Raw genomic sequence first — 19,966 nt, forward strand, 5'->3', positions numbered from 1 at the left:
ATCTGTTGCAGGTGTAGATCACTTTCCAAGGGTGGTTCATCACTCCATAAATCTGTGGGGAGATAGGTGACATCTGGGATCATGTCTAGGGCTGTCATGACTTTTTCCCGGTATTTTAGGATTGATTAATTATAGCTTTTTCTCACAATTGCAGAGATAAGGCGGGCGGGATTTTAACCAATAACTTAAGTAGGTAGGCGTTAAAAATCATCAGACACCCCCCTTATCAAGGGGGATCCCCCCGCCTTCGGCTTCCCCCCTTATCAAGGGGGGCAGGGGGGATCGAACCTAAAATCCATTTTTAATTTAATTATAACCAGCTACTGAATCCTAGACCTTGACCGATCGCCTTCGGCACTTTATCCTAGCGCCATGGGCAAATATCTTAAAACTTCTATACAATGGCCCCCAATAAGCCCGATAACAACGATGACTGAAACCTTAATTCAACCTGCCACCCTAGTAGAACTCTTACGTTACCGCGCCACGGCACAACCAGAGGGCCATGCCTACACTTTTCTTGTCGATGGTAAAAAAGAAACCCCACCTTTAACCTACAGTGAACTCGATCGCCAAGCAAGAGCAATCGCCGCCTATTTGCAAAAATACCAGGCCCAAGGGGAACGGGCCCTGTTACTCTATCCTCAAAGTTTAGAAGTAGTGGCCGCTTTTTGTGGTTGTCTTTATGCGGGAGTGATTGCCATTCCCGTCCCCCCACCGGAATCGGGACGACTGAAGCGCACTCTGCCCCGTTTACGCGCAATTGTCAAGGATGCTAATGCCACCTTTGCCCTAGTTACCGAAAGTATTCTGACTCTTATTGAAGGTGTTAAGGAAGAATTCCCAGAATTCGACCAAATGAAATGGATTACTACCGAAAGAATTGATATTTCCCTAGCGGACCAATGGCAAGATCCCCAGGTGGATAAATCGGCGCTTGCCTATCTGCAATATACCTCCGGTTCGACTAATATCCCCAAAGGGGTGATGCTAAGTCATTTTAACCTGATGCACCATTGCGGTTACTTGCAAAAAGCTTGTGGTTACGAACCGGATAGCGTTACCCTCACTTGGATGCCCTATTTTCACGATTACGGGTTAGTCGAAGGTATCACCGTCCCCCTCTACAACGGTACACCCTGCTATCTCATGTCTCCCTTTGCTTTTATTAAGCGTCCGATGCAGTGGTTAAAAAATATTACTAAGTACAAAGTTACTCATAGTCAGGCCCCCAACTTCGCCTATGATCTTTGTACTCGCAGGATTAAAGCTGCCGATTTAGCGGAATTAGACCTGAGCAGTTGGCAGGCCGCGGGAAATGCCGCCGAACCGATTAATCCGAAGGTCATGGCCAAATTTGTCGATACTTTTGCCGATTATGGCTTTTCTTGGCAAACTTTCGCCCCTGCCTACGGATTAGCTGAATATACCCTCTTGATTTCTAATAAACCCAAGGGAACCACCCCAATTATCACCGCTTTGGATGCAACCGCCTACGAACGCGGTAAAATTGCCCCTGTAGGCTCCGATCGAACCACGGGAGTTAGATACGTCCCCAGTTGTGGTCGTCGCGTCTGTGATACCCGTATAGCTATGGTTAATCCCGATACTTTCACCCTTTGTGCAGCCGATGAAGTGGGCGAAATTTGGGCCAGTGACCCCAGTATGGCCGCTGGATATTGGCAACGGGAAGACGCAACCAAAGAGACTTTTCAAGCTTATCTTGCTGATACAGGAGAAGGACCGTTTTTACGCACGGGAGATTTAGGTTTTCTTCTCGATGGGGAATTACATATCACGGGACGGATTAAGGATTTAATTATTGTCCGTGGCAGTAATCATTATCCCCAAGATTTAGAATGGTCAGTACAGCATCTTAATGAGGTTTTTCGTCCCGATTATGGTGCGGCTTTTTCCATTGAAGATAATGGCGAGGAACAGTTAGTTATTGTCCAGGAATTGGAACGTCGCAGCGGTGAGTTAGATACGGCCAAATTGATTGCCGATATCCGTCAGGAAATCGCCGAAGAACACGAAATTATGACCCATGCTATTGTTTTGGCTAAATCGGGAACAATTCTCAAAACTGCCAGTGGCAAAATTCAACGCCGCGCTATTAAACAGAATTTTCTCAATGGTAATATGAGTGTTATCGATGCTTGGTCAGAAAATCCTCAGTTAGTTAGTAAATTTGATCGCTCTAATTCTGCAACAGAAGCATAGTTTTTCGGGTGGGCATTGCTCACCCGATCGAGGATAACAGAGGCAGGGGGCAGGAGGCAGGGGTAGGGTTGATTCATGAATCAACCCTACCCGTTGGGGGCGTGGCGCGGTCACTGAGCGTGTCGAAGTGCCGCCCCCAAACCTCAGAGCGCATTAGTTTTTCGGTGGGATGCTTACAGACGGCTGCTGATATATCTGTAATAATTTAAGAGTCACTCCACTTGCATTTGAACAGAACAAGTAAGGGCGAAGCATTCGGATAGGAAATCTACGGTTTCAGCGATAGGTTATCGCTCGAATGCTTCGCCCCTACGGGACCCTTGACTTGTGGGGAAAGGTAGAAATTAATAGGCAAATAATCCCGATGTTAATAAAGACATCAGCCAGATTAAAAACAGGAAAATTAATCAATCTAAAATCGAGAAAATCCACCACATAACCAAACAAAAAGCGATCAATACCATTGCCGAAAGCCCCTGCTAAAATAAAACCGTAGGCTAATTGTTCCCAACGATTTAAATGCGGTCCAAAGTAAGCAAAAGCCATTAATCCCAAACTAACTAATAAGGATAGCCATTTGAGCCAACCAACACCGCCCCGAAAAGCACTAAAAGCCGCCCCGGTATTAATCACAAATGTAAAATGAAAAACCCCCGGAATAATCGGGAAAGTATCACCAATTTGCTCAAAACTCTGCACGGTTATATACTTAGTTACTTGGTCTAAAATTAGACCAATCACCGCCACTATCCAAAACCAGCGATTTTTTTTAAACATTGGCTGTGGCATCAATAAAATAATAATTTACGGAAGAAAAAGGCAATAATTACCACCACACAAATTACTACTAACTGCCCTAAAAATGGCCAGACTGAATAATTCATAAATAGGGTGGGCAAACTATCGGGAAAGGTGATTTGACTGGCTTGGGGCTGAAAAATCGACAATCCCAGCATATATAATAAACCGCACAGATGAATCACTAACAAACCGGCAAAAGCACTTAAAGCCAGGGTTTCTATCTTAGCCCGCCAGCGAAAAGCCAACCAACCACACAGCCATGCCCCCGGCATAAAGCCTAAAATATAGCCAAAACTGGGTTCTTTCAGATAACCCATTCCCCCACCCTGGGCAAACACCGGCAACCAAGTTAAACCGAGAAAAATATAGGCCACCTGGGCGAGAAGCCCAGCATTTTTGCCCCCCAGACAGCCCGTTAATAATACTGCCCCAATTTGGTAAGTTATGCCCAGTTTTTGCGAAGATAGACCCGCAGCCGACCAACTAGCTAGGCTGACTGGAACAAATGTACTAAAAATTGTCAGCAACAAACCAATCAAAGCCCAGATTAACTCATTGGGAACCGATGCGGAAGTGCGCCGCGGCGGAGATTCTCGTCCTCGACGTGATTTAGGTTGCCTGTTGGGGTTGGTATTCACCGGGGATGGGGGCTTCTCCTCCTATTAAACTAAGATCAGCCAACATCGCCTGATCCTGTTGGGGGGGTTGTCCTAGAGTGGTCAAATAATGCCCAATCAGCATAGCATTAATTCCCGATTTTAGCCCCAGATTTTGCAATTCTCCCATCACCGCCTCTCGTCCCCCGGCATAACGGAGGATTTGTTGAGGTAAGATAAACCGGAAAATAGCGATCGCTTTTAGGGCAGTAAAGGGGTCTAGTTTGGGTAAATGACCTAGAGGGGTGCCACTTCTGGGGTTTAATAGGTTAATCGGCACTGATTCCACTTCTAATTCCGCCAGAGAAAAAGCTAAATCGATACGATCGGTCCAACTTTCCCCCATACCGATAATTCCGCCCGTACAAGCCTGAATTCCCGCCGCTTTCAGGTTTTTTACCGTTTCTACCCGATCCTGCCAACTGTGGGTGGAGACCACGTTAGGATAAAAATTCTCGGAAGCTTCCAGATTGTGATTATAACGGGTAACTCCAGCTTCTTTTAAGGCCTGCGCTTGGGCAAGGGTTAACTCTCCCAGAGCGCAGCAGGGTTTAATCTTGGCTGTTTCGATGATTTCTTGAACTGTGGCTAGTATTTCCTCGAATTCCTTGGATTTGGGGCTATTATACTTTAATCCCCGTCCTTGACTAACTAAACAGAAGCGTTTGGCCCCCGCTTCGGCTGCCGCTTTCGCATGGCTGACTATTTCCTCGCGACTTTTTAAACCGTAGATAGGCGAATCTTGACCGGGATGGTGGGCGGATTGGGAACAAAAACTGCAATTTTCCGAACAACTTCCCGATTTTATGTTGATAATGCTACATAAATCCACCGTATTGCCACAACAGGCCTGACGAATGCGATCGGCAGCCTCACATAAGCTGAAAATATTTTCCTGACCTTCGATCGCAGTTAAAGCTAGGGCCTCTTGCTTACTGAGTCGATCGCCGGCGATAATCTGATTAGCCCTAGTCTGTAACCAGTTTTTTAAGGCTTCTCCCTCCACGGGGATAGATTGAGTAGCGGTGTGTGTAGAGACTTGTACCACGTCGTTTATGCTCTAACTAAGTTAGGCTCATCTTATCATTATTCAGTTACCGGGGAAAGATTAATAAAAAACTTTAGAAAAAAATACCCTTTTGTGCTAGACTACCCGCAAAAGTTATCTTGTCTCCGATTTTATGAAAGTCATTCCGACGGAAATTCCTGATGTTTTAATTATTGAACCGCAAGTTTACGGAGACGATCGAGGTTTTTTCTTGGAAAGTTTTAATCAGAAAGATTTTCGAGAAAAAACTGGAGTTAATACCACTTTTGTCCAGGATAATCACTCTATGTCCTTAAAAAATGTCCTGCGAGGATTGCACTATCAAATCCCCAATCCCCAGGGTAAACTGGTGCGAGTAGTGAACGGTAGTGTTTTTGATGTGGCCGTGGATGCGCGTCAAAGTTCCCCCACTTTTGGGCAATGGGTAGGCTGTATTTTAAGTGCGGAAAATAAACGTATTTTCTGGGTTCCCGAAGGTTTTGCCCATGGCTTTCTAGTCCTCTCCGATCGAGCAGAATTTCTCTACAAAACCACTAATTATTATTATCCCCAATACGAAAAAACCATCGCCTGGAATGATGCCGATTTAGGGATTGATTGGCCCTTAGAGACACCGCCGATTCTCTCCCCTAAAGACCAAGCTGGACAACCCTTTAAATCCGTGGAAGTTTTCCCCTAAAGACAATGAAAAAAGTTTTACTAATTGGTGCTAAAGGTCAAGTGGGACAAGAGTTACAAGTAACTTTACCCCAGTTAGGTGAAGTTATTAGTATCGGTCGAGAAGAACTAGATTTAACTAACTCGGAAAAAATCAGCCAGTTAATTAGGGAAATTCACCCCGATTATCTGGTTAATGCCTCCGCTTACACCGCAGTGGATAAAGCCGAAATTGAGCCAGATTTAGCCTATTCTATCAATTCTATAGCCCCGAAAATTATGGCGGAAGCTGCCGAGAAAACTAAAGCTAAATTCCTCCATATTTCCACCGATTATGTGTTTGATGGTCGGAAAAATACCCCCTATCTAGAAACCGATTTGACTAATCCTTTGGGGGTTTATGGACAATCAAAGTTAAGGGGAGAAGAGGAGATTAAAGCTGTTAATTCTCAGGCAATTATCCTGCGGACTGCTTGGGTTTACGGCAGTTATGGTAAGAGTAATTTTGTCAAAACCATGCTGAGATTAGGCAAGGAAAGAGAGGAGTTAAAAGTAGTTGTTGATCAGGTGGGAAGTCCCACTTGGGCAAAAGATATCGCCGAGGCTATTACTCACCTTCTAATTAATGCCGATAATCCCCCAGGAATCTATAATTTTACTAATAGCGGTGTCGCCAGTTGGTTTGATTTAACTAAAGCAATTTTTGAGGAGGCAAAAATAAGCGGTATTCCCTTAAAAATTCAGAGAGTAATTCCCATTACTACGGCTGAATATCCTACCCCAGCAGTGCGTCCGGCCTACTCGGTTCTTTCTGGTCAAAAAATCTCGCAACAATTGGGTTATATTCCTCCCTATTGGCGAGATTCTCTCAAAGCTATGCTCAACCAAATATTTAATCTTTAAAACTATGAAAGCACTAATTTTATCCGGTGGTAAAGGTACGAGGTTACGTCCCCTAACCTATACTGGGGCAAAACAGTTAGTTCCCGTGGCCAATAAACCGATTTTATGGTATGGAATCGAATCAATTGTGGCCGCAGGAATTACTGATATTGGCATTATTATCAGTCCCGAAACCGGGGAAGAAATTCGTCAGACCACGGGCAATGGTGAACAGTTTGGGGCTAAGATAACTTATATTCGCCAAGACCAACCGGCTGGATTAGCTCACGCGGTTAAAACTGCCCAATCTTTCCTAGGAGATTCCCCCTTTATTATGTACTTGGGTGATAACCTCATCGAGGATGATTTATCGCCCTTTTTAGACTCTTTCCAAAAACAGTCCCTTGATGCTTTAATTCTCTTGCGAAAAGTGTCTAATCCTAGTGCTTTTGGGGTGGCAAAAGTAGATGAAACCGGCAAAGTTTTATACTTAGTCGAAAAACCCAAAGACCCCCCCTCAAATTTAGCTTTGGTGGGGATTTATTTTTTTGCCCCCACCATTCATCAAGCGATCGCATCTATTCAACCTTCGGGCCGGGGTGAGTTAGAAATTACCGACGCTATCCAAGAATTAATCAATCAAAATAAAGCAGTAGAAGCCAATAAACTACTGGGTTGGTGGTTAGATACGGGTAAAAAAGATGATTTATTAGAAGCAAATCGGATTATCCTAGATACCTCTCTAGAAATTGCTTTACTAGGAGAAATTGATGCTAATAGTCAGGTGATCGGACGGGTACAAATTGGTCAGGGTAGTAAAATTATTAATAGTACCATTCGCGGCCCTGTCATTATTGGAGAAAATTGTCACATTGAGAATTGTTTTATCGGTCCCTATAGTAGTGTGGCTAATGGAGTAAAATTAATCGATGCCGACATAGAACACAGTGTTATTCTCAAAGATGCCACGATTATTGGCATTCATCAGCGCATAGTTGATAGTGTTATCGGACGACGGGCAAAATTAGAAATCGCTCCCCAACGTCCAAAAGCTTTACGCTTTATGATTGGGGATGATTCCCATGTGGAATTAGTCTAGTTATCAGGGATTAACTGCCCCTTATAATTAATACCAGAGGATCGAGAATTTCCTTAGCTAATTCCGCAGCGGTTCCCTGGTTTTTCTGAGAAAGATTGACATTTTTAGGAGAAAAAAGCTCATCTAACTATGTTATAATCAAGAGTCTGACCTATTTTACCGTTCTAGAACTATGACGCAACAGTATCGCATTACCCTACTACCCGGCGATGGCATCGGGCCGGAAATCCTCGCTGTCACCGTAGAGATACTGAAAGTCATCGGTAAAAAATTTGACCTCCAGTTTGACTTCCAAACCGCTTTAATTGGAGGGGCAGCCATTGATGAAACCGGCAATCCCCTCCCCGAAGCAACCCTGAGCGCCTGTAAAAATAGTGATGCTGTTCTCTTGGCCGCTATCGGGGGTTATAAATGGGATAATTTGCCCCGGCAGCAAAGGCCAGAAACGGGATTATTAGGCTTAAGATCTGGTTTAGGTCTTTTTGCTAATTTGCGTCCTGCCACCATTTTTCCGCAATTAATCGACGCTTCTAGTCTCAAACGGGAGATTATCGAGGGAGTGGATATCATGGTCGTCCGGGAATTGACCGGGGGTGTCTACTTCGGTCAACCGAAGGGGATTTTTGAGACGGAAACGGGAGAAAAATGCGGTGTAAATACCATGGTTTACTTGGAGTCGGAGGTAGACCGCATCGCTAAGGTGGCCTTTGAAATTGCCCAAAAACGCGGCAATAAACTCTGTTCCGTCGATAAAGCTAATGTTCTTGATGTTTCCCAACTCTGGCGCGACCGGATGACGAAAATCGCCGCTAATTATCCCGATGTGGAACTTTCCCATCTCTACGTCGATAACGCAGCCATGCAGTTAGTCCGGGCCCCCAAACAATTTGATACTATCGTCACGGGCAATTTATTCGGTGATATTCTCTCCGATGAAGCGGCCATGTTAACCGGTAGTATCGGAATGTTACCCTCCGCTAGTTTAGGGACTGCTGGGGTGGGAGTTTTTGAACCCGTCCACGGTTCGGCCCCGGATATCGCTGGCCAAGATAAGGCCAATCCGATCGCCCAAATTCTCAGCGCTGCTATGATGTTAAAATATGGGCTAAATCAGCCTTTAGCGGCAGCATCGCTGGAAAAAGCCGTAGAAAAAGTCTTAGATCTCGGTTATCGTACTGGAGATATTTTCTCGGAGGGTATGACCTTAGTGGGATGCCAAGCTATGGGCCAGGCCATCCTGAAAGTTTTAGAATCATAACAAAAGTGACAAATTCAGAAATCGTCATATACCATTGATTTAATAAATATCTCAATTTAATCGTGGGGAGACGAGTGATATGGTGGCCCTATCCGAGAAAACAGAACAACAGCGTGTCGATATGGAAATCCCAATTTTGTTAGATCCTACTGTCTTACGGGCAGCCAGACGCATTTATCGCATCTACTGTACCCTCAATAGCAGAGTTAGTAAACGTCCTTTTGGTGTCGCTATTAACCGCGACAATCATCGCGGCCAATTGATTTTTAACAATAAACCGATTCTACTCCCTGGGGAGTGTTTCGTCCCGATTAAGCAAATCGAATCAGAAGCCTATTAATTTTTGTGAAGATTTGCCCCGAATATCTTGCCAAACGTCAGCTAATACCCACTGACGTAATTTTTTTGTCTAACATAGGGTTTGCTGAATAAATCTAAAAACATTGTTCGATAAGACTTTTAGACCTTTTTGAAATCCAAAAGTACCGGCCATTGGAGTAATGGGGGGGAAAATTCCTGGACTTTTTCCCTGAAAATCGGTAAAACCCTACACCCCACACCCTACACCCCACACCCAAGACAAACTTTTTGCCGCAAACCCTAATATAAAAAGATGTTCGGGAATAATCTTAACTCTACCCTAATCCAAGACCTCGATCGCCTAGAAAATCGTCTTCGGGAAATTCCCCTCGAACCGGGAGTGTACTTCCTGCGCGACCAAAATGGCGAAATTCTCTACATCGGTAAATCCAAAAAACTCCGGTCTAGAGTCCGTTCCTATTTTCGTCCCAGTCAACCCCTCAGTCCCCGCATTGCTTTGATGGTACGACAGGTGACAGAAATTGAATTTATCGTCACCGACACGGAAGCAGAATCCTTGGCCCTGGAAGCTAATCTAATTAAACAACATCAGCCCCATTTTAATACTCTCCTCAAGGACGATAAAAAATATCCATACATTTGTATTACTTGGTCGGAAACCTACCCGCGCATTTTTATTACCCGCAAACGGAGCATAAATAACCAAAAAGACCGTTATTATGGTCCCTACGTCGATACTAGGCTGCTGCGCTACACTTTACACCTAATTAAACGCACTTTTCCCCTGCGTCAACGTCCCCAACCTCTTTTTAAAGACCGTCCCTGTTTAAATTATGATATCGGTCGTTGTCCGGGGGTTTGTCAAAAATTAATCAGTCCCCAAGATTATCGGGAAACCTTGCAGAAAGTGGCGATGATTTTTCAGGGAAGGACGGGGGAATTATTAGAGAAATTAGCAGCAAAGATGCTAGAAGCGTCGGAAAACCTAGATTTTGAAAAAGCGGCCACGATTAGGGATCAAATTCGCGGATTACAGGCCCTTAATACCGATCAAAAAGTCTCTTTACCTGATGATACCGTATCCCGGGACGCGATCGCTTTAGCTAAAGACGAGCAGCATTGTTGCATACAATTATTCCAAGTGCGTTCTGGTCGTTTGGTGGGACGTTTGGGATTTTTTGCCGATAGTCAGTCAGCAAACGAGGGAGAAATCCTGCAAAAAGTCCTGGAAGAACATTATTTATCGGTGGAAGGGGTGGAAATTCCCAGCGAAATCCTGTTACCCTGCGAATTACCGGAAGGTGAGGTGTTAGCGGGGTGGTTAAGGGAAAAAAAAGGTCGCAAAGTCGAGTTAACTGTCCCCCAACGGCAAAGTAAAGCGGATTTATTAGCTATGGTGGAGAAAAACGCTCTTTATGAGTTAGAAAAGACGAAAAGAAGCGCCGACCGGGATTTACAGTCTTTGCAGGATTTAGCGGTAATTCTCGATTTACCGGCACTACCCCACCGCATCGAGGGTTATGATATTTCTCATATTCAGGGTTCTAATGCAGTCGCGTCGGGAGTGGTGTTTATCGATGGGGTGGCCGCTAATCAACATTATCGTCACTATAAAATCAAAAATCCCGAGGTTAAAATCGGCCATTCCGATGATTTTGCCAGTTTAGCAGAAGTAATTCGCCGGCGTTTCCGTCGTTATGCCGAAAATACCGATAATATTGCCGAAAGTGATGATTTTCCCGATTTGGTCATGATTGATGGGGGAAAAGGACAATTATCGGCCGTGGTGACAGTTTTAGGGGAGATGAATTTATTAGAACAGGTAAAAGTTGTTAGTTTAGCTAAACAGAGAGAGGAGATTTTTTTACCAGGGGAATCCTCTCCTTTAGAGACGGATAAGGAACAACCCGGAGTGCAATTATTACGTCGAGTCAGGGATGAAGCGCACCGCTTTGCTGTTAGCTTTCACCGACAACAAAGGATGCAAAAAAGTCGCCGTTCCCGTCTGGATGAAATACCGGGGTTAGGTTTTAAGCGACAAAAAGATTTATTAGCTCATTTTCATTCTCTGGATTATATTCGCGAAGCTTCCCTAGAACAATTGCAACAGGTGACAGGAATTGGGGAACAATTAGCTAAGGAAATTTATAATTATTTTCATCCTAGGTAGGGATAAGCTGTTGAAGAATATCTAAGGGGGGTTATGATGAGAATATCTTCAATAAAACTCTACGTTCTACAAGCGATCGCACTACAACTAAAAACCTAGACTAACGCGGAGTAACTTCACTCAACGCTTCTTGCAGCACTTCATCACTTACACCATGACGCTTCAAACTAGCAACGAGAGCAGAAATTGTATCTCCCTCTAGACGCTCCAAATCCGCACGCAGCCCTTGTCCAATGTAAGCACGCATCAAAGGTTGATAACCTGAGAAACCAAGCAACGGTGCAACCCGCTTTAAATCTTCAATCACATCTTCGGGAATACGAATCGTGATTGTAGTCATAGGGCGATTTCTCTCCAGTCGTTTTTTTAATGCCTCAACTTTCATAATACCGTCATGGTTGATCGGGTTAATCCTAGATTTCTCGTCATTCCAAACAAAAGTAATGCCACTGAGGACAAAATAGACATCCATACTTGTAGTGTAGGCAGGATGTATTTACATTGTCAATACTTTATTAACACACCCTACGAGGCTAGTTTTAGCAAATCCGATTTATCCCCACTCACCAGATAATCGGCTCTCTTGGGTTTGGTGGGTAAAATGTATTCTAAGATATATTCTTCCTAGCGAGGGGGTGGAACGAACCACAAAGACACAAAGGACACAAAGACTGATCGATCATATAGTAAGTTAAACTTATCACACAGAACCTAGAAGAGTCACTCGGTTTTAACTTCCGTATCGAGAATCGTCCCTTTGACGTTAGCCCTTTCAAGATTTGCCCCTTTAAGATATGCCCCTTCAAGATATGCCCTTTCAAGATTTGCCCCTTCAAGATATGCCCGTGCAAGATATGCCCCTTCAAGATTAGCCCCGTAAAGATTTGCCCCGTAAAGAATTGCCCCTCTAAGATTTGCCCCTGCAAGATTAGCCCCTTCAAGATTAGCCCCTTCAAGATTAGCCTCTTCAAGATTTGCCCCGTAAAGATTAGCCACTTCAAGATTTGCCCCTTCAAGATTTGCCCTTTCAAGATTTGCCCTTTCAAGATTTGCCCTTTCAAGATTTGCCCATTCAAGATTTGCCCCTTTAAGATTTGCCCATGAAAGAAATGCCCCTGCAAGATTTGCCCTTTCAAGATTTGCCCCTTCAAGATTTGCCCCTACAAGAATTGCCCCTGCAAGATTTGCCCCGACCAGATTTGCCCCGACCAGATTTGCCCCGACCAGATTTGCCCCGACCAGATTTGCCCCGACCAGATTTGCCCATGAAAGATTTGCCCCTACAAGAATTGCCCCTGCAAGATTTGCCTCGACCAGATTAGCCCTGTAAAGATCTCGATTTATCAACAGACAGTTTTGTAAATCGAGAAAACTGAGGCAATCTAACACAAACATAGGCTCAAAATCTATTCTTTGTCCCTGAAGACGGGCCAACCAATTGCCGAAAGCTTCAGGAGAAGGCCATTGAATGGGAAAAATTTCTTTGGTGACTCGCCCACAGGCATTAAATAGCGCTAATAAAGCTTCCTCGGCATTGCGTGCCTGTCGCATTTCCTCCTGAAAATTGGGGCGGTTTTTTAAACCCTCCATCGGCATTCCTTTGACCAAAAGATATTCAATTAAATGACCCAGAGTTTTCTGCCACTGTTTCACTTCATCTGGGGACTGTAATTGTATTTGATTGACAATAAAACTAAAAAGATATTCATCTATTGCCGTCGGTCCGCATAAAGTCGCCCAGGTAATTAAAGCTTGTCTGGGATCGTAGTCATTGTCATAATCATTTTCACTGTCTTGTAATTTCTTATGAATTTGCTTAACTCGGTCAACAATTCTGCGGGCAGTTAAATATTCACCAAAACTTTTATGGGTAAATTCAAAGGTTTTTTCGCTGCCTCGTAAATCGCCACTTTCTCGAAAATAAAAGGCTGTTAAAAGACGGGTAATATTCCCTTGGGAATCGCTTTGAAAACTATCTTGGAAATTTTTTAGGAGATTTTTTAAGCCATTATTTTCACAATGTTCTTTAATCTCTATAACGGTGGTGGTTCTACCGTTACCATGCCAACAGGAAAGGGCAATTTCCATTAAAATTAGCACAAAATCTTTTTCTGTAATCCCTTCTATAGCCCGGTGGCCTGGACTATTTTTTTCATAACCTCGCTCATAGACTGCCTTGAGCAAATTGTCATAAATATTATTGAGGTTAGTTTCTTGGGAAAATTGAACCTCGCCTCGTTCAAAAGTGAGAGCAATAAGATAATTTAATAGCGGTTGAGCGGTAATTTCTTGTAAATTTTTCCCCGATAATTCCGGCGGTAATTGTGCATAGTTTTTCCCTTTAGCTTGCCCATACTGTTGCCACCATTGATCACGTTGATCGACTTTTAATAAGTTATCGACATCGCTAAAATTATCGCTGTTACCAACCCAATAGGGTAGGATGGTGATAATTTGCTGAGGTTTTTTAAAATTATTTTTATTGGATTGTACCACCACATCACGCCCGCTAATCAACACTTGTAAACGGGTTTTATTTTGATTAAAACTTTTGACCTGATCTCGTACTTCATTAACAAAATTTTGGGCGACTTCTTGGGCGATTTTTCCCTGCATAGATAGCTCATCTAAGCCATCAAAGATAATTAGTAATTGTAAATCTTGATCGCTCGGTTCCAGAGGATTTTCTGGTAAAAAACCGTCATGTTGAACAAAAGTTTTAACTGCTGTTACTAAATCGGTGGAGAAACTCAAGCGATGCAAGGGAATATATAAAACTTGTTTTTCTAAGCGAGCTTGTTGGGCAGCAAATACCTTACAAAAGGACGATTTTCCACTACCCGGCCCACCGGTCAATAAACGGATAGCATCATCGGATTTTGCCGCTTCTAACCATGTTTCTAACTGCTCTTGGAGTTTGATAACAATGCGTTTAAATGATGGCTCTCGATGGTAATCTGTGTCTGGGGTGGCTTTTATTTCTTCTTCTTCATAAAATCCCCGTAGAGGTACATAAATTTGCTTTAAACTAAAGGTTTCCCAAAAAATAGGTTCATCGATCTGTTTTTGCAACCAAGCTCGATAATGTAACCAGCCTCTTTCTCGTTTCCAAGCATTGTTAAAAGGAGTGTCGATTTCATCTAAAAGCAGACTGTATTCATCTCGTTTATCTTTCCATTGCTCCTGCAATGCTAAGACAAAATAAGCTGGTAAACGGTTACTTAGGCTCTGTGCTTCCTGGGAATTAGTGATTAAATTATTTGTTGTTAACCACCGTAAAAAAGCTGCTTGGATTGGTGCGACTATAGGTAATCTTTCGGGATGCTCAAAAAAATCTTGATCGAGAATTAATTCCGGCTCTTCTAAAAAGTCGGTAATCTGACGGTAAAGTTCTTTTAAAGGCAGCTTTTCAACTTCTTGGGGCAGTAAATCAGCATTACTTTTAAGTAATCCTTTCATCGCTTTCATTAGCGATTGACTTATTAATAAACCCGCTAATTCCCCCGGAGTCCGACTTAAACCAAGATCATCTAAAACTTCTACTCCATTTTCGGCCAGATCATCCCACTGCAAAAATGCCCCGTTAAGAGCGGCTTTTCCCAGGGTACTAAAGAGACTTCTCAGATTGACTTTAACTTGTCGTTTCCAGATATTTTGGGGTTTGGAAACAGAAATTCCAGCAGCTGATTCGGACATAGAACAAAGCGATCAATAAAGCTTATGTAGTCTATTATATAAGTAATAACAACCGTTGAGGTGGTTGGGTTTCGCTTTTTCAATCGAATTGAGCCATTTTCGACCCCGTATTGTTTCGCTCAACTCAACCTAGGAGGCCGAAAACCTAGACTAACGCGGAGTAATTTCACTCAACGCTTCTTGCAGCAGTTCATCACTTACACCATGACGCTTCAAACTAGCAACGAGAGCAGAAATTGTATCTCCCTCTAGACGCTCCAAATCCGCACGCAGCCCTTGTCCAATGTAAGCACGGATCAAAGGTTGATAACCTGAGAAACCAAGTAACGGTGCAACCCGCTTTAAATCTTCAATCACATCTTCGGGAATACGAATCGTGATTGTAGTCATAGGGCGATTTTTCTCCAGTCGTTTTTTTAATGCCTCAACTTTCATAATACCGTCATGGTTGAGCGGGTTAATTCTAGATTTCTCGTCATTCCAAACAAAAGTAATGCCACTGAGGACAAAATAGACATCCATACTTGTAGTATAGGCAGGATGTATTTACATTGTCAATACTTTATTAACACACCCTACGAGAGCAGCAATTATTATAGGTTGGGTTGACGCAAGGAAACCCAACAAAGACTAACCATCGGGGTGGTTGGGTTTCGCTTAAACAATCGAATTGAGCCATTTTCGACTCAGTATTGTTCCGCTCAAACCAACCCACGGGGCAAGATGATCGCCTTTAAGAGATCGCAATTTTAATTAAGATGATGGCAAGTTAGGTAATTAACCATCTCTGTCATTACTTTAGAAAAATGCTATTAGCATTTGTGCTAATCTGCGACTTACCGACTTATAATAAAAATGTTCTTGCCAAAGAAGCTGTAGCTAACTGCTTAACTGAATCTGCTAGGATGCTATCACAGAATAGAAGACCACATCTATTAATTGCTGAGGCAGAACTAAGTTTAACCGCTCTTTTTTCACTACTTCTATCGCTTTGGGTATAAAAAATTAGGCGTTTTGGTTTACCATAGTCAAAGTGTGCTTTCTAGGCTAATGACTTTGACTAAAAACCCCGTGATCAGAAACCGTCGTTTTTCCCCGCGCAATCTCTTTGAGACTTGCATGGCCCTATTGGTGTTATGCAATTATATTCTTGTTATTTTCGATTTAACTTATATTCCCCTGCGAGATTTTTGGTTACAGGGACGCTTGCAAATAACTTTATTAAGATTTAATGAACCAATAAAACTCGGTCCGATTTCCTTTCAAGAATTACAAATACCTCCCGATAAACCCCTAGAAATTCCCTTTGTTAAAGGAATTGCTAAGTATGATGTGGTGAAAGGGATTAAACCCTATCGCAGTACCAGTGAATATTTAGATACAGTTAATAAACTTAATCAAATAATTAATCAAAAACTCTTTAACCCAGAGTTTAATCTGGGAGAATATCGCCAAGAGATTGAGAAAATTTTAGAAAATTTGCGCCAGAATAGTGTCAATATGGTCGATAATAATCCCTTTGCCTCGGCGGAGAAAACTGGGACCTTAGAGAAGATTAAAAATAAAATGCGCTTGCGGGTTTTTAAAACAGAAAATGTTTCCGCAAAAGCAGCCTTTCAGAAGTTTTGGACTTGGGATTATCTCAGTCAAAATGGCTGGGAAAAAGAGTTGAAGTTTTTTAATCAAGAAATTCAACCTTTAATAGAAACTAATTATTTTCGTCCCCTGGGAGAAGATGGGAGACCGATAGATAACTTTGAGGCGATCGATTTTTTCTTTGGTACCATCTTTTTCTGGGAATTTATGCTGAGAACTTGGTGGATTGCTCGCACTCATAAAGGCCTACGGTGGCGCGAGGCTATGTTATGGCGATGGTACGATATTTTTCTGTTTATTCCTATCTGGAGATGGTTGCGATTTATTCCTACCGTTATTCGCCTAGATCAAGTTAAAATTATTAACTTAAGGGTGATTAAAGAACAGGCAGTTAAAGGCTTAGTTGCGCTAATTTCTAAAGATATTACTGAGATAATTGTCCTGAGAATCATTAATAAAATTCAGGAATATATTCGACAGGGACAAGTGGAAAAATTTCTCGAACGATCCCTCAATGGCGGATATAGCAATCTCAATGATACTAATGAAGTTATCGAAATTTTTCGGTTAGTAGTTAATAGCACTGTTGATAAGGTTTTACCGCAAGTTAAACCGGAAGCAGAAGCTTTAATTAAATACAATATCGAGAAAATTCTCAGTCAAACTCCCGCTTATCAAAGCTTATTGCGATTACCCGGCATGAAAGGGTTAAAAACTGACTTGAGCAATCGTCTATCTAGTCAATTGTATCAATCTTTTGTTAATATAGCTGACAAGATTACCCAGGAAGACGAAGTTTTTGAGCGTTTATTGCAGCAATTAGTCCAGCGTTTCGGGCAATCTCTCGCCGAGGAATTACAATCCCGTCACAGTTTAGAAAGAATCGAGATGTTATTAATTATCTTCCTAGAAGAAGTGAAATTAAACTATGTACAAGAATTCTCAGATGAAGACTTAGAAACTATCCTCGAACAAACTCGCTTACTCCACTCTAAAAGTGCAGAAATTACCCCAAGAGAAACCATGAATCCTCGTCTTCTTCCCTAAAAATTAAGTAGCTGGTTATAATTAAATTAAAAATGGATTTTAGGTTCGATCCCCCCTGCCCCCCTTGATAAGGGGGGTGCCGATAGGCGGGGGGATCTCCCCTTAATAGGGGGGCATCTGATAATTTTTAACGCCTACCTACTTAGCGATCATTGATTAGGTAATATCCCTTGATCTTTTGATCACTTTTCTAGTAAAATATCTGCTGAAACCCCCATTACTCAATTAACCTAATTATCTACTCCCATGTTAACAAAAATTATTCTCGGGTTACTTTGGTTAGGCTTCGGATTATACGCTTTTTTACTAGCACCACCCGATCAACCAGATACAATAAATTTAATTATCGATCTTTCCACTGGGAAATGGCAAAATATCAACCCGTTAATTATCGCTCTTTTTAACCTGATGGGAGTTTGGCCACTTATCTACACTAGCCTTTTAATTATCGATGGTCGTGACCAAAAAATCATCGCTTGGCCCTTTACTTTTGCCTCCTTTGCCGTGGGTGCTTTCGCTATTTTACCCTATCTAACTCTCCGTCAACCTAACAGCAATTTTACTGGTAAAAAAAATCTGGTCATTAAACTTTTAGACTCACCTTGGTTAGGAGTAATTGCCCTAATTACTGCGGCAATTTTAATCGCTTACGGATTAATTAACGGCAATTGGTCTGATTTTTGGCATCAGTGGCAAACTAGCCGTTTTATTCATGTTATGAGTTTAGATTTCTGTCTTTTAACCCTATTATGTCCAATTTTGCTGCAAGATGATCTAACCCGACGGGGATTAAAAAATCCTTTCCTGTTGCCGGTAATTTCCCTTTTGCCTCTAATCGGTCCGGCAATTTATTTAATTATTCGTCCTCGCTTAGGGGAGAATTAAGGGTAAATTGTCTTGAGCAAACTTAACTATTTCTTGACAAGAGAAGTTCATATTTAACAAAAATTATGCTGAGGTTCCCCTAAAATACGAGTCAAGAGATTAATGTCCAGATTAGAAGGAGTGTTTAACCTTGTTAGAGAGTCAAAAACCACCTCGGATTTACTGCTTTCAAGCTGATTATCTTGCCTCCCAACAATTTAACCCCCAAGAGATTCCCGCTTGGTTATCCTTAGAAGTAAACTGGCAGGGTTATAGAATTCATACCCTACCCTGGGTAGCAGACGTAGCTAGGGTATTAGGATTATTAGCGATCGAAGATACTCCCCAAGGGTGGCAAGATTATTTAGAAAGCTTGGGATTAGCCAAAATTAGGTTAATGGACAGCGAGGAGTTTTTTGAGGATAAATCTTTATCGGGATGTTAGAAATGCCCTATAATTGGCAATTTAGTGATGATTCTACCAGTGAATTTATGCCCTATAAACTACTCTTCGTCTGTTTAGGAAATATCTGTCGTTCTCCCGCTGCCGAGAATATCATGACTTATCTGATTGAACAAGAAGGATTAGGTAATAAAATCCTCTGTGATTCTGCGGGGACTGCCGGTTATCATATCGGTTCTCCTCCCGATTCTCGCATGAATACGGCGGCTAAAAAACGCGGTATTCCTCTACAAGGGACAGCCAGACAATTTACTCGCGAGGATTTCGAGAATTTTGATCTAATCCTAGCCATGGATAAAGCCAATTATCAAGATATTTTATCCCTAGATCGGACAGGAAAATATCAAGAAAAGATCAAGTTAATGTGTGACTATGCTCGTTATCACCCAGAAAAAGAAGTTCCCGATCCCTACTACGGTGGTCGGGAAGGTTTTGATCGCGTAATCGAGCTACTTTTAGACTCCTGTGGCAGTCTTTTGGAGGAAGTAAAAAACAAAATTTAAGTTTTTTCTTTCAGCTAATCGATTAATCTATGTTCGAGGGAAAAACGAACCAATTCCGCCCGATTGTTAGTAGTTGTTTTTCTGAGTAAACTACTAACATATTTCTCGATCGTGCGAGAACTAAGATGCAGTTTTTGCCCAATTTCACTGTTAGAAAGTCCCCAGGCTAAATGTTCTAACACTTCCCGCTCGCGATTAGTTAACTTAAAATCGTCCTGTAAAGCAGAAGTTAAAACATCCCTAGTTTTGGGGCTTTCTTCTGGTTTTAATTTCTGATATTGACGTTCACTTTGCACCATTTGCGATCGCTCTAAAAGATTGCGAATAACTGCTTTTAATTCCTCCATCTCAAAAGGTTTAGGAAGATAGATATCACAACCCACTTGATAACCGCGAATTCTTTCCTCTGTTGACCCTCTTTCAGTTAAAAAAATTACTGGTAATAACCTAAATTCTGGCTGTTGCCGCACCTTAGTCACCAAAGAATAACCGTCCAAACGCGGCATTTTGATATCCGATACCAAAAGATGGGGATGATAGGTATCCAATAAAGTCAAAGCTTCCAAACCATTACTCGCCGCTACCACACTATAACCTGCTAATTCTAAATAGTCTTTGACCGCTAGGCGGATACCGGGATCATCATCGGCAATTAGAATCAAAAGAGGCATAGAAATCAACA

Annotated in this window: 18 protein-coding genes and 1 pseudogene; 11 read left to right on the forward strand and 8 right to left on the reverse strand. The window is 42.3% G+C overall.

Annotation, left to right across the window (positions count from 1 at the left end; genetic code table 11):
• Positions 1-98 (reverse strand): annotated as a pseudogene (locus tag IM462_RS18500) (Uma2 family endonuclease); the annotation flags it as partial.
• A gap of 331 nt (positions 99-429) precedes the next feature.
• Here IM462_RS18500 and IM462_RS18505 point away from each other — a divergent pair.
• Positions 430-2,223: a fatty acyl-AMP ligase gene (locus IM462_RS18505; protein ID WP_287703786.1), complete on the forward strand. Its 1,794-nt coding sequence runs from the start codon at positions 430-432 to the stop codon at positions 2,221-2,223.
• A gap of 309 nt (positions 2,224-2,532) precedes the next feature.
• Here IM462_RS18505 and lspA read toward each other — a convergent pair whose 3' ends face one another.
• Genes lspA through bioB form a run of 3 tightly spaced genes read right to left on the reverse strand, consistent with a single transcriptional unit; the run spans position 2,533 to position 4,728 of the window.
• On the reverse strand, positions 2,533-3,000 hold the full coding sequence (gene lspA / locus IM462_RS18510) for a signal peptidase II (RefSeq protein ID WP_043998000.1): 468 nt from the start codon (positions 2,998-3,000) through the stop codon (positions 2,533-2,535).
• Between the two features lie 11 nt (positions 3,001-3,011).
• Positions 3,012-3,662 (reverse strand): biotin transporter BioY, encoded by a 651-nt coding sequence (locus tag IM462_RS18515; RefSeq protein ID WP_193956569.1) that lies wholly within the window; start codon positions 3,660-3,662, stop codon positions 3,012-3,014.
• Entirely contained in the window at positions 3,634-4,728 is a 1,095-nt protein-coding gene (bioB, locus tag IM462_RS18520; protein ID WP_287703787.1) for a biotin synthase BioB, read from the reverse strand. Before bioB ends, IM462_RS18515 begins: the two co-directional genes overlap by 29 nt.
• 133 nt (positions 4,729-4,861) lie before the next feature.
• Here bioB and rfbC point away from each other — a divergent pair, with 133 nt between their 5' ends.
• The 6 genes from rfbC to uvrC all read left to right on the forward strand — a co-directional run bounded on the left by rfbC (position 4,862) and on the right by uvrC (position 11,115).
• Entirely contained in the window at positions 4,862-5,407 is a 546-nt protein-coding gene (rfbC, locus tag IM462_RS18525; RefSeq protein ID WP_125731298.1) for a dTDP-4-dehydrorhamnose 3,5-epimerase, read from the forward strand.
• 5 nt (positions 5,408-5,412) lie between these two features.
• Positions 5,413-6,288: a dTDP-4-dehydrorhamnose reductase gene (rfbD, locus tag IM462_RS18530; RefSeq protein WP_287703790.1), complete on the forward strand. Its 876-nt coding sequence runs from the start codon at positions 5,413-5,415 to the stop codon at positions 6,286-6,288.
• A gap of 4 nt (positions 6,289-6,292) precedes the next feature.
• Positions 6,293-7,366: a glucose-1-phosphate thymidylyltransferase gene (locus tag IM462_RS18535; RefSeq protein ID WP_287703792.1), complete on the forward strand. Its 1,074-nt coding sequence runs from the start codon at positions 6,293-6,295 to the stop codon at positions 7,364-7,366.
• 172 nt (positions 7,367-7,538) lie between these two features.
• On the forward strand, positions 7,539-8,624 hold the full coding sequence (gene leuB / locus IM462_RS18540) for a 3-isopropylmalate dehydrogenase (protein ID WP_287703794.1): 1,086 nt from the start codon (positions 7,539-7,541) through the stop codon (positions 8,622-8,624).
• Between the two features lie 79 nt (positions 8,625-8,703).
• Positions 8,704-8,964, forward strand: a complete 261-nt coding sequence (locus IM462_RS18545; protein WP_002734814.1) for a hypothetical protein — start codon at positions 8,704-8,706, stop codon at positions 8,962-8,964.
• Positions 8,965-9,237: 273 nt separating this feature from the next.
• On the forward strand, positions 9,238-11,115 hold the full coding sequence (uvrC, locus tag IM462_RS18550) for an excinuclease ABC subunit UvrC (protein ID WP_287703797.1): 1,878 nt from the start codon (positions 9,238-9,240) through the stop codon (positions 11,113-11,115).
• 100 nt (positions 11,116-11,215) lie between these two features.
• Here the strand turns inward: uvrC and IM462_RS18555 are convergent, their stop codons facing one another.
• The 3 genes from IM462_RS18555 to IM462_RS18565 all read right to left on the reverse strand — a co-directional run bounded on the left by IM462_RS18555 (position 11,216) and on the right by IM462_RS18565 (position 15,246).
• Positions 11,216-11,500, reverse strand: coding sequence for a hypothetical protein (locus tag IM462_RS18555; protein ID WP_103111899.1), 285 nt, complete (start codon positions 11,498-11,500; stop codon positions 11,216-11,218).
• 335 nt (positions 11,501-11,835) lie between these two features.
• Entirely contained in the window at positions 11,836-14,811 is a 2,976-nt protein-coding gene (locus IM462_RS18560) for a pentapeptide repeat-containing protein (protein ID WP_287715473.1), read from the reverse strand.
• Positions 14,812-14,961: 150 nt separating this feature from the next.
• Positions 14,962-15,246, reverse strand: coding sequence for a hypothetical protein (locus IM462_RS18565; RefSeq protein ID WP_149989904.1), 285 nt, complete (start codon positions 15,244-15,246; stop codon positions 14,962-14,964).
• Between the two features lie 615 nt (positions 15,247-15,861).
• Between IM462_RS18565 and IM462_RS18570 the strand changes: the two genes are divergently transcribed.
• The 4 genes from IM462_RS18570 to IM462_RS18585 all read left to right on the forward strand — a co-directional run bounded on the left by IM462_RS18570 (position 15,862) and on the right by IM462_RS18585 (position 19,284).
• Positions 15,862-17,454 carry a DUF445 domain-containing protein gene (locus tag IM462_RS18570; protein WP_287703799.1) on the forward strand — a complete coding sequence of 531 codons (1,593 nt, stop codon included), beginning with the start codon at positions 15,862-15,864 and terminating at the stop codon, positions 17,452-17,454.
• A gap of 246 nt (positions 17,455-17,700) precedes the next feature.
• Positions 17,701-18,339: a DUF2834 domain-containing protein gene (locus tag IM462_RS18575; RefSeq protein ID WP_103111894.1), complete on the forward strand. Its 639-nt coding sequence runs from the start codon at positions 17,701-17,703 to the stop codon at positions 18,337-18,339.
• Between the two features lie 130 nt (positions 18,340-18,469).
• The gene (locus tag IM462_RS18580; protein ID WP_002733401.1) at positions 18,470-18,763 is read left to right on the forward strand and encodes a hypothetical protein; all 294 of its coding nucleotides are present in this window, start codon (positions 18,470-18,472) and stop codon (positions 18,761-18,763) included.
• 2 nt (positions 18,764-18,765) lie between these two features.
• Entirely contained in the window at positions 18,766-19,284 is a 519-nt protein-coding gene (locus IM462_RS18585; RefSeq protein WP_287703837.1) for a low molecular weight protein-tyrosine-phosphatase, read from the forward strand.
• Between the two features lie 14 nt (positions 19,285-19,298).
• Here the strand turns inward: IM462_RS18585 and IM462_RS18590 are convergent, their stop codons facing one another.
• Entirely contained in the window at positions 19,299-19,955 is a 657-nt protein-coding gene (locus tag IM462_RS18590) for a response regulator transcription factor (RefSeq protein ID WP_287703802.1), read from the reverse strand.
• Positions 19,956-19,966 lie beyond the last annotated feature (11 nt).

Origin of the sequence: Microcystis sp. M144S2 (assembly GCF_020246065.1) — a bacterium.
GTDB classification, from domain to species: Bacteria; Cyanobacteriota; Cyanobacteriia; order Cyanobacteriales; family Microcystaceae; genus Microcystis; species Microcystis ichthyoblabe_A.

Coding starts and splice junctions, on each gene's coding strand:
- leuB (WP_287703794.1), top strand. CDS start 7,539: ATGACGCAACAGTATCGCATTACCCTACTACCCGGCGATGGCATCGGG.
- uvrC (WP_287703797.1), top strand. CDS start 9,238: ATGTTCGGGAATAATCTTAACTCTACCCTAATCCAAGACCTCGATCGC.
- IM462_RS18505 (WP_287703786.1), top strand. CDS start 430: ATGACTGAAACCTTAATTCAACCTGCCACCCTAGTAGAACTCTTACGT.
- IM462_RS18565 (WP_149989904.1), bottom strand. CDS start 15,246: ATGAAAGTTGAGGCATTAAAAAAACGACTGGAGAAAAATCGCCCTATG.
- IM462_RS18560 (WP_287715473.1), bottom strand. CDS start 14,811: ATGTCCGAATCAGCTGCTGGAATTTCTGTTTCCAAACCCCAAAATATC.
- IM462_RS18555 (WP_103111899.1), bottom strand. CDS start 11,500: ATGAAAGTTGAGGCATTAAAAAAACGACTGGAGAGAAATCGCCCTATG.
- IM462_RS18575 (WP_103111894.1), top strand. CDS start 17,701: ATGTTAACAAAAATTATTCTCGGGTTACTTTGGTTAGGCTTCGGATTA.
- IM462_RS18535 (WP_287703792.1), top strand. CDS start 6,293: ATGAAAGCACTAATTTTATCCGGTGGTAAAGGTACGAGGTTACGTCCC.
- rfbC (WP_125731298.1), top strand. CDS start 4,862: ATGAAAGTCATTCCGACGGAAATTCCTGATGTTTTAATTATTGAACCG.
- rfbD (WP_287703790.1), top strand. CDS start 5,413: ATGAAAAAAGTTTTACTAATTGGTGCTAAAGGTCAAGTGGGACAAGAG.
- lspA (WP_043998000.1), bottom strand. CDS start 3,000: ATGTTTAAAAAAAATCGCTGGTTTTGGATAGTGGCGGTGATTGGTCTA.
- IM462_RS18570 (WP_287703799.1), top strand. CDS start 15,862: ATGACTTTGACTAAAAACCCCGTGATCAGAAACCGTCGTTTTTCCCCG.
- IM462_RS18545 (WP_002734814.1), top strand. CDS start 8,704: ATGGTGGCCCTATCCGAGAAAACAGAACAACAGCGTGTCGATATGGAA.
- IM462_RS18590 (WP_287703802.1), bottom strand. CDS start 19,955: ATGCCTCTTTTGATTCTAATTGCCGATGATGATCCCGGTATCCGCCTA.
- IM462_RS18585 (WP_287703837.1), top strand. CDS start 18,766: ATGCCCTATAATTGGCAATTTAGTGATGATTCTACCAGTGAATTTATG.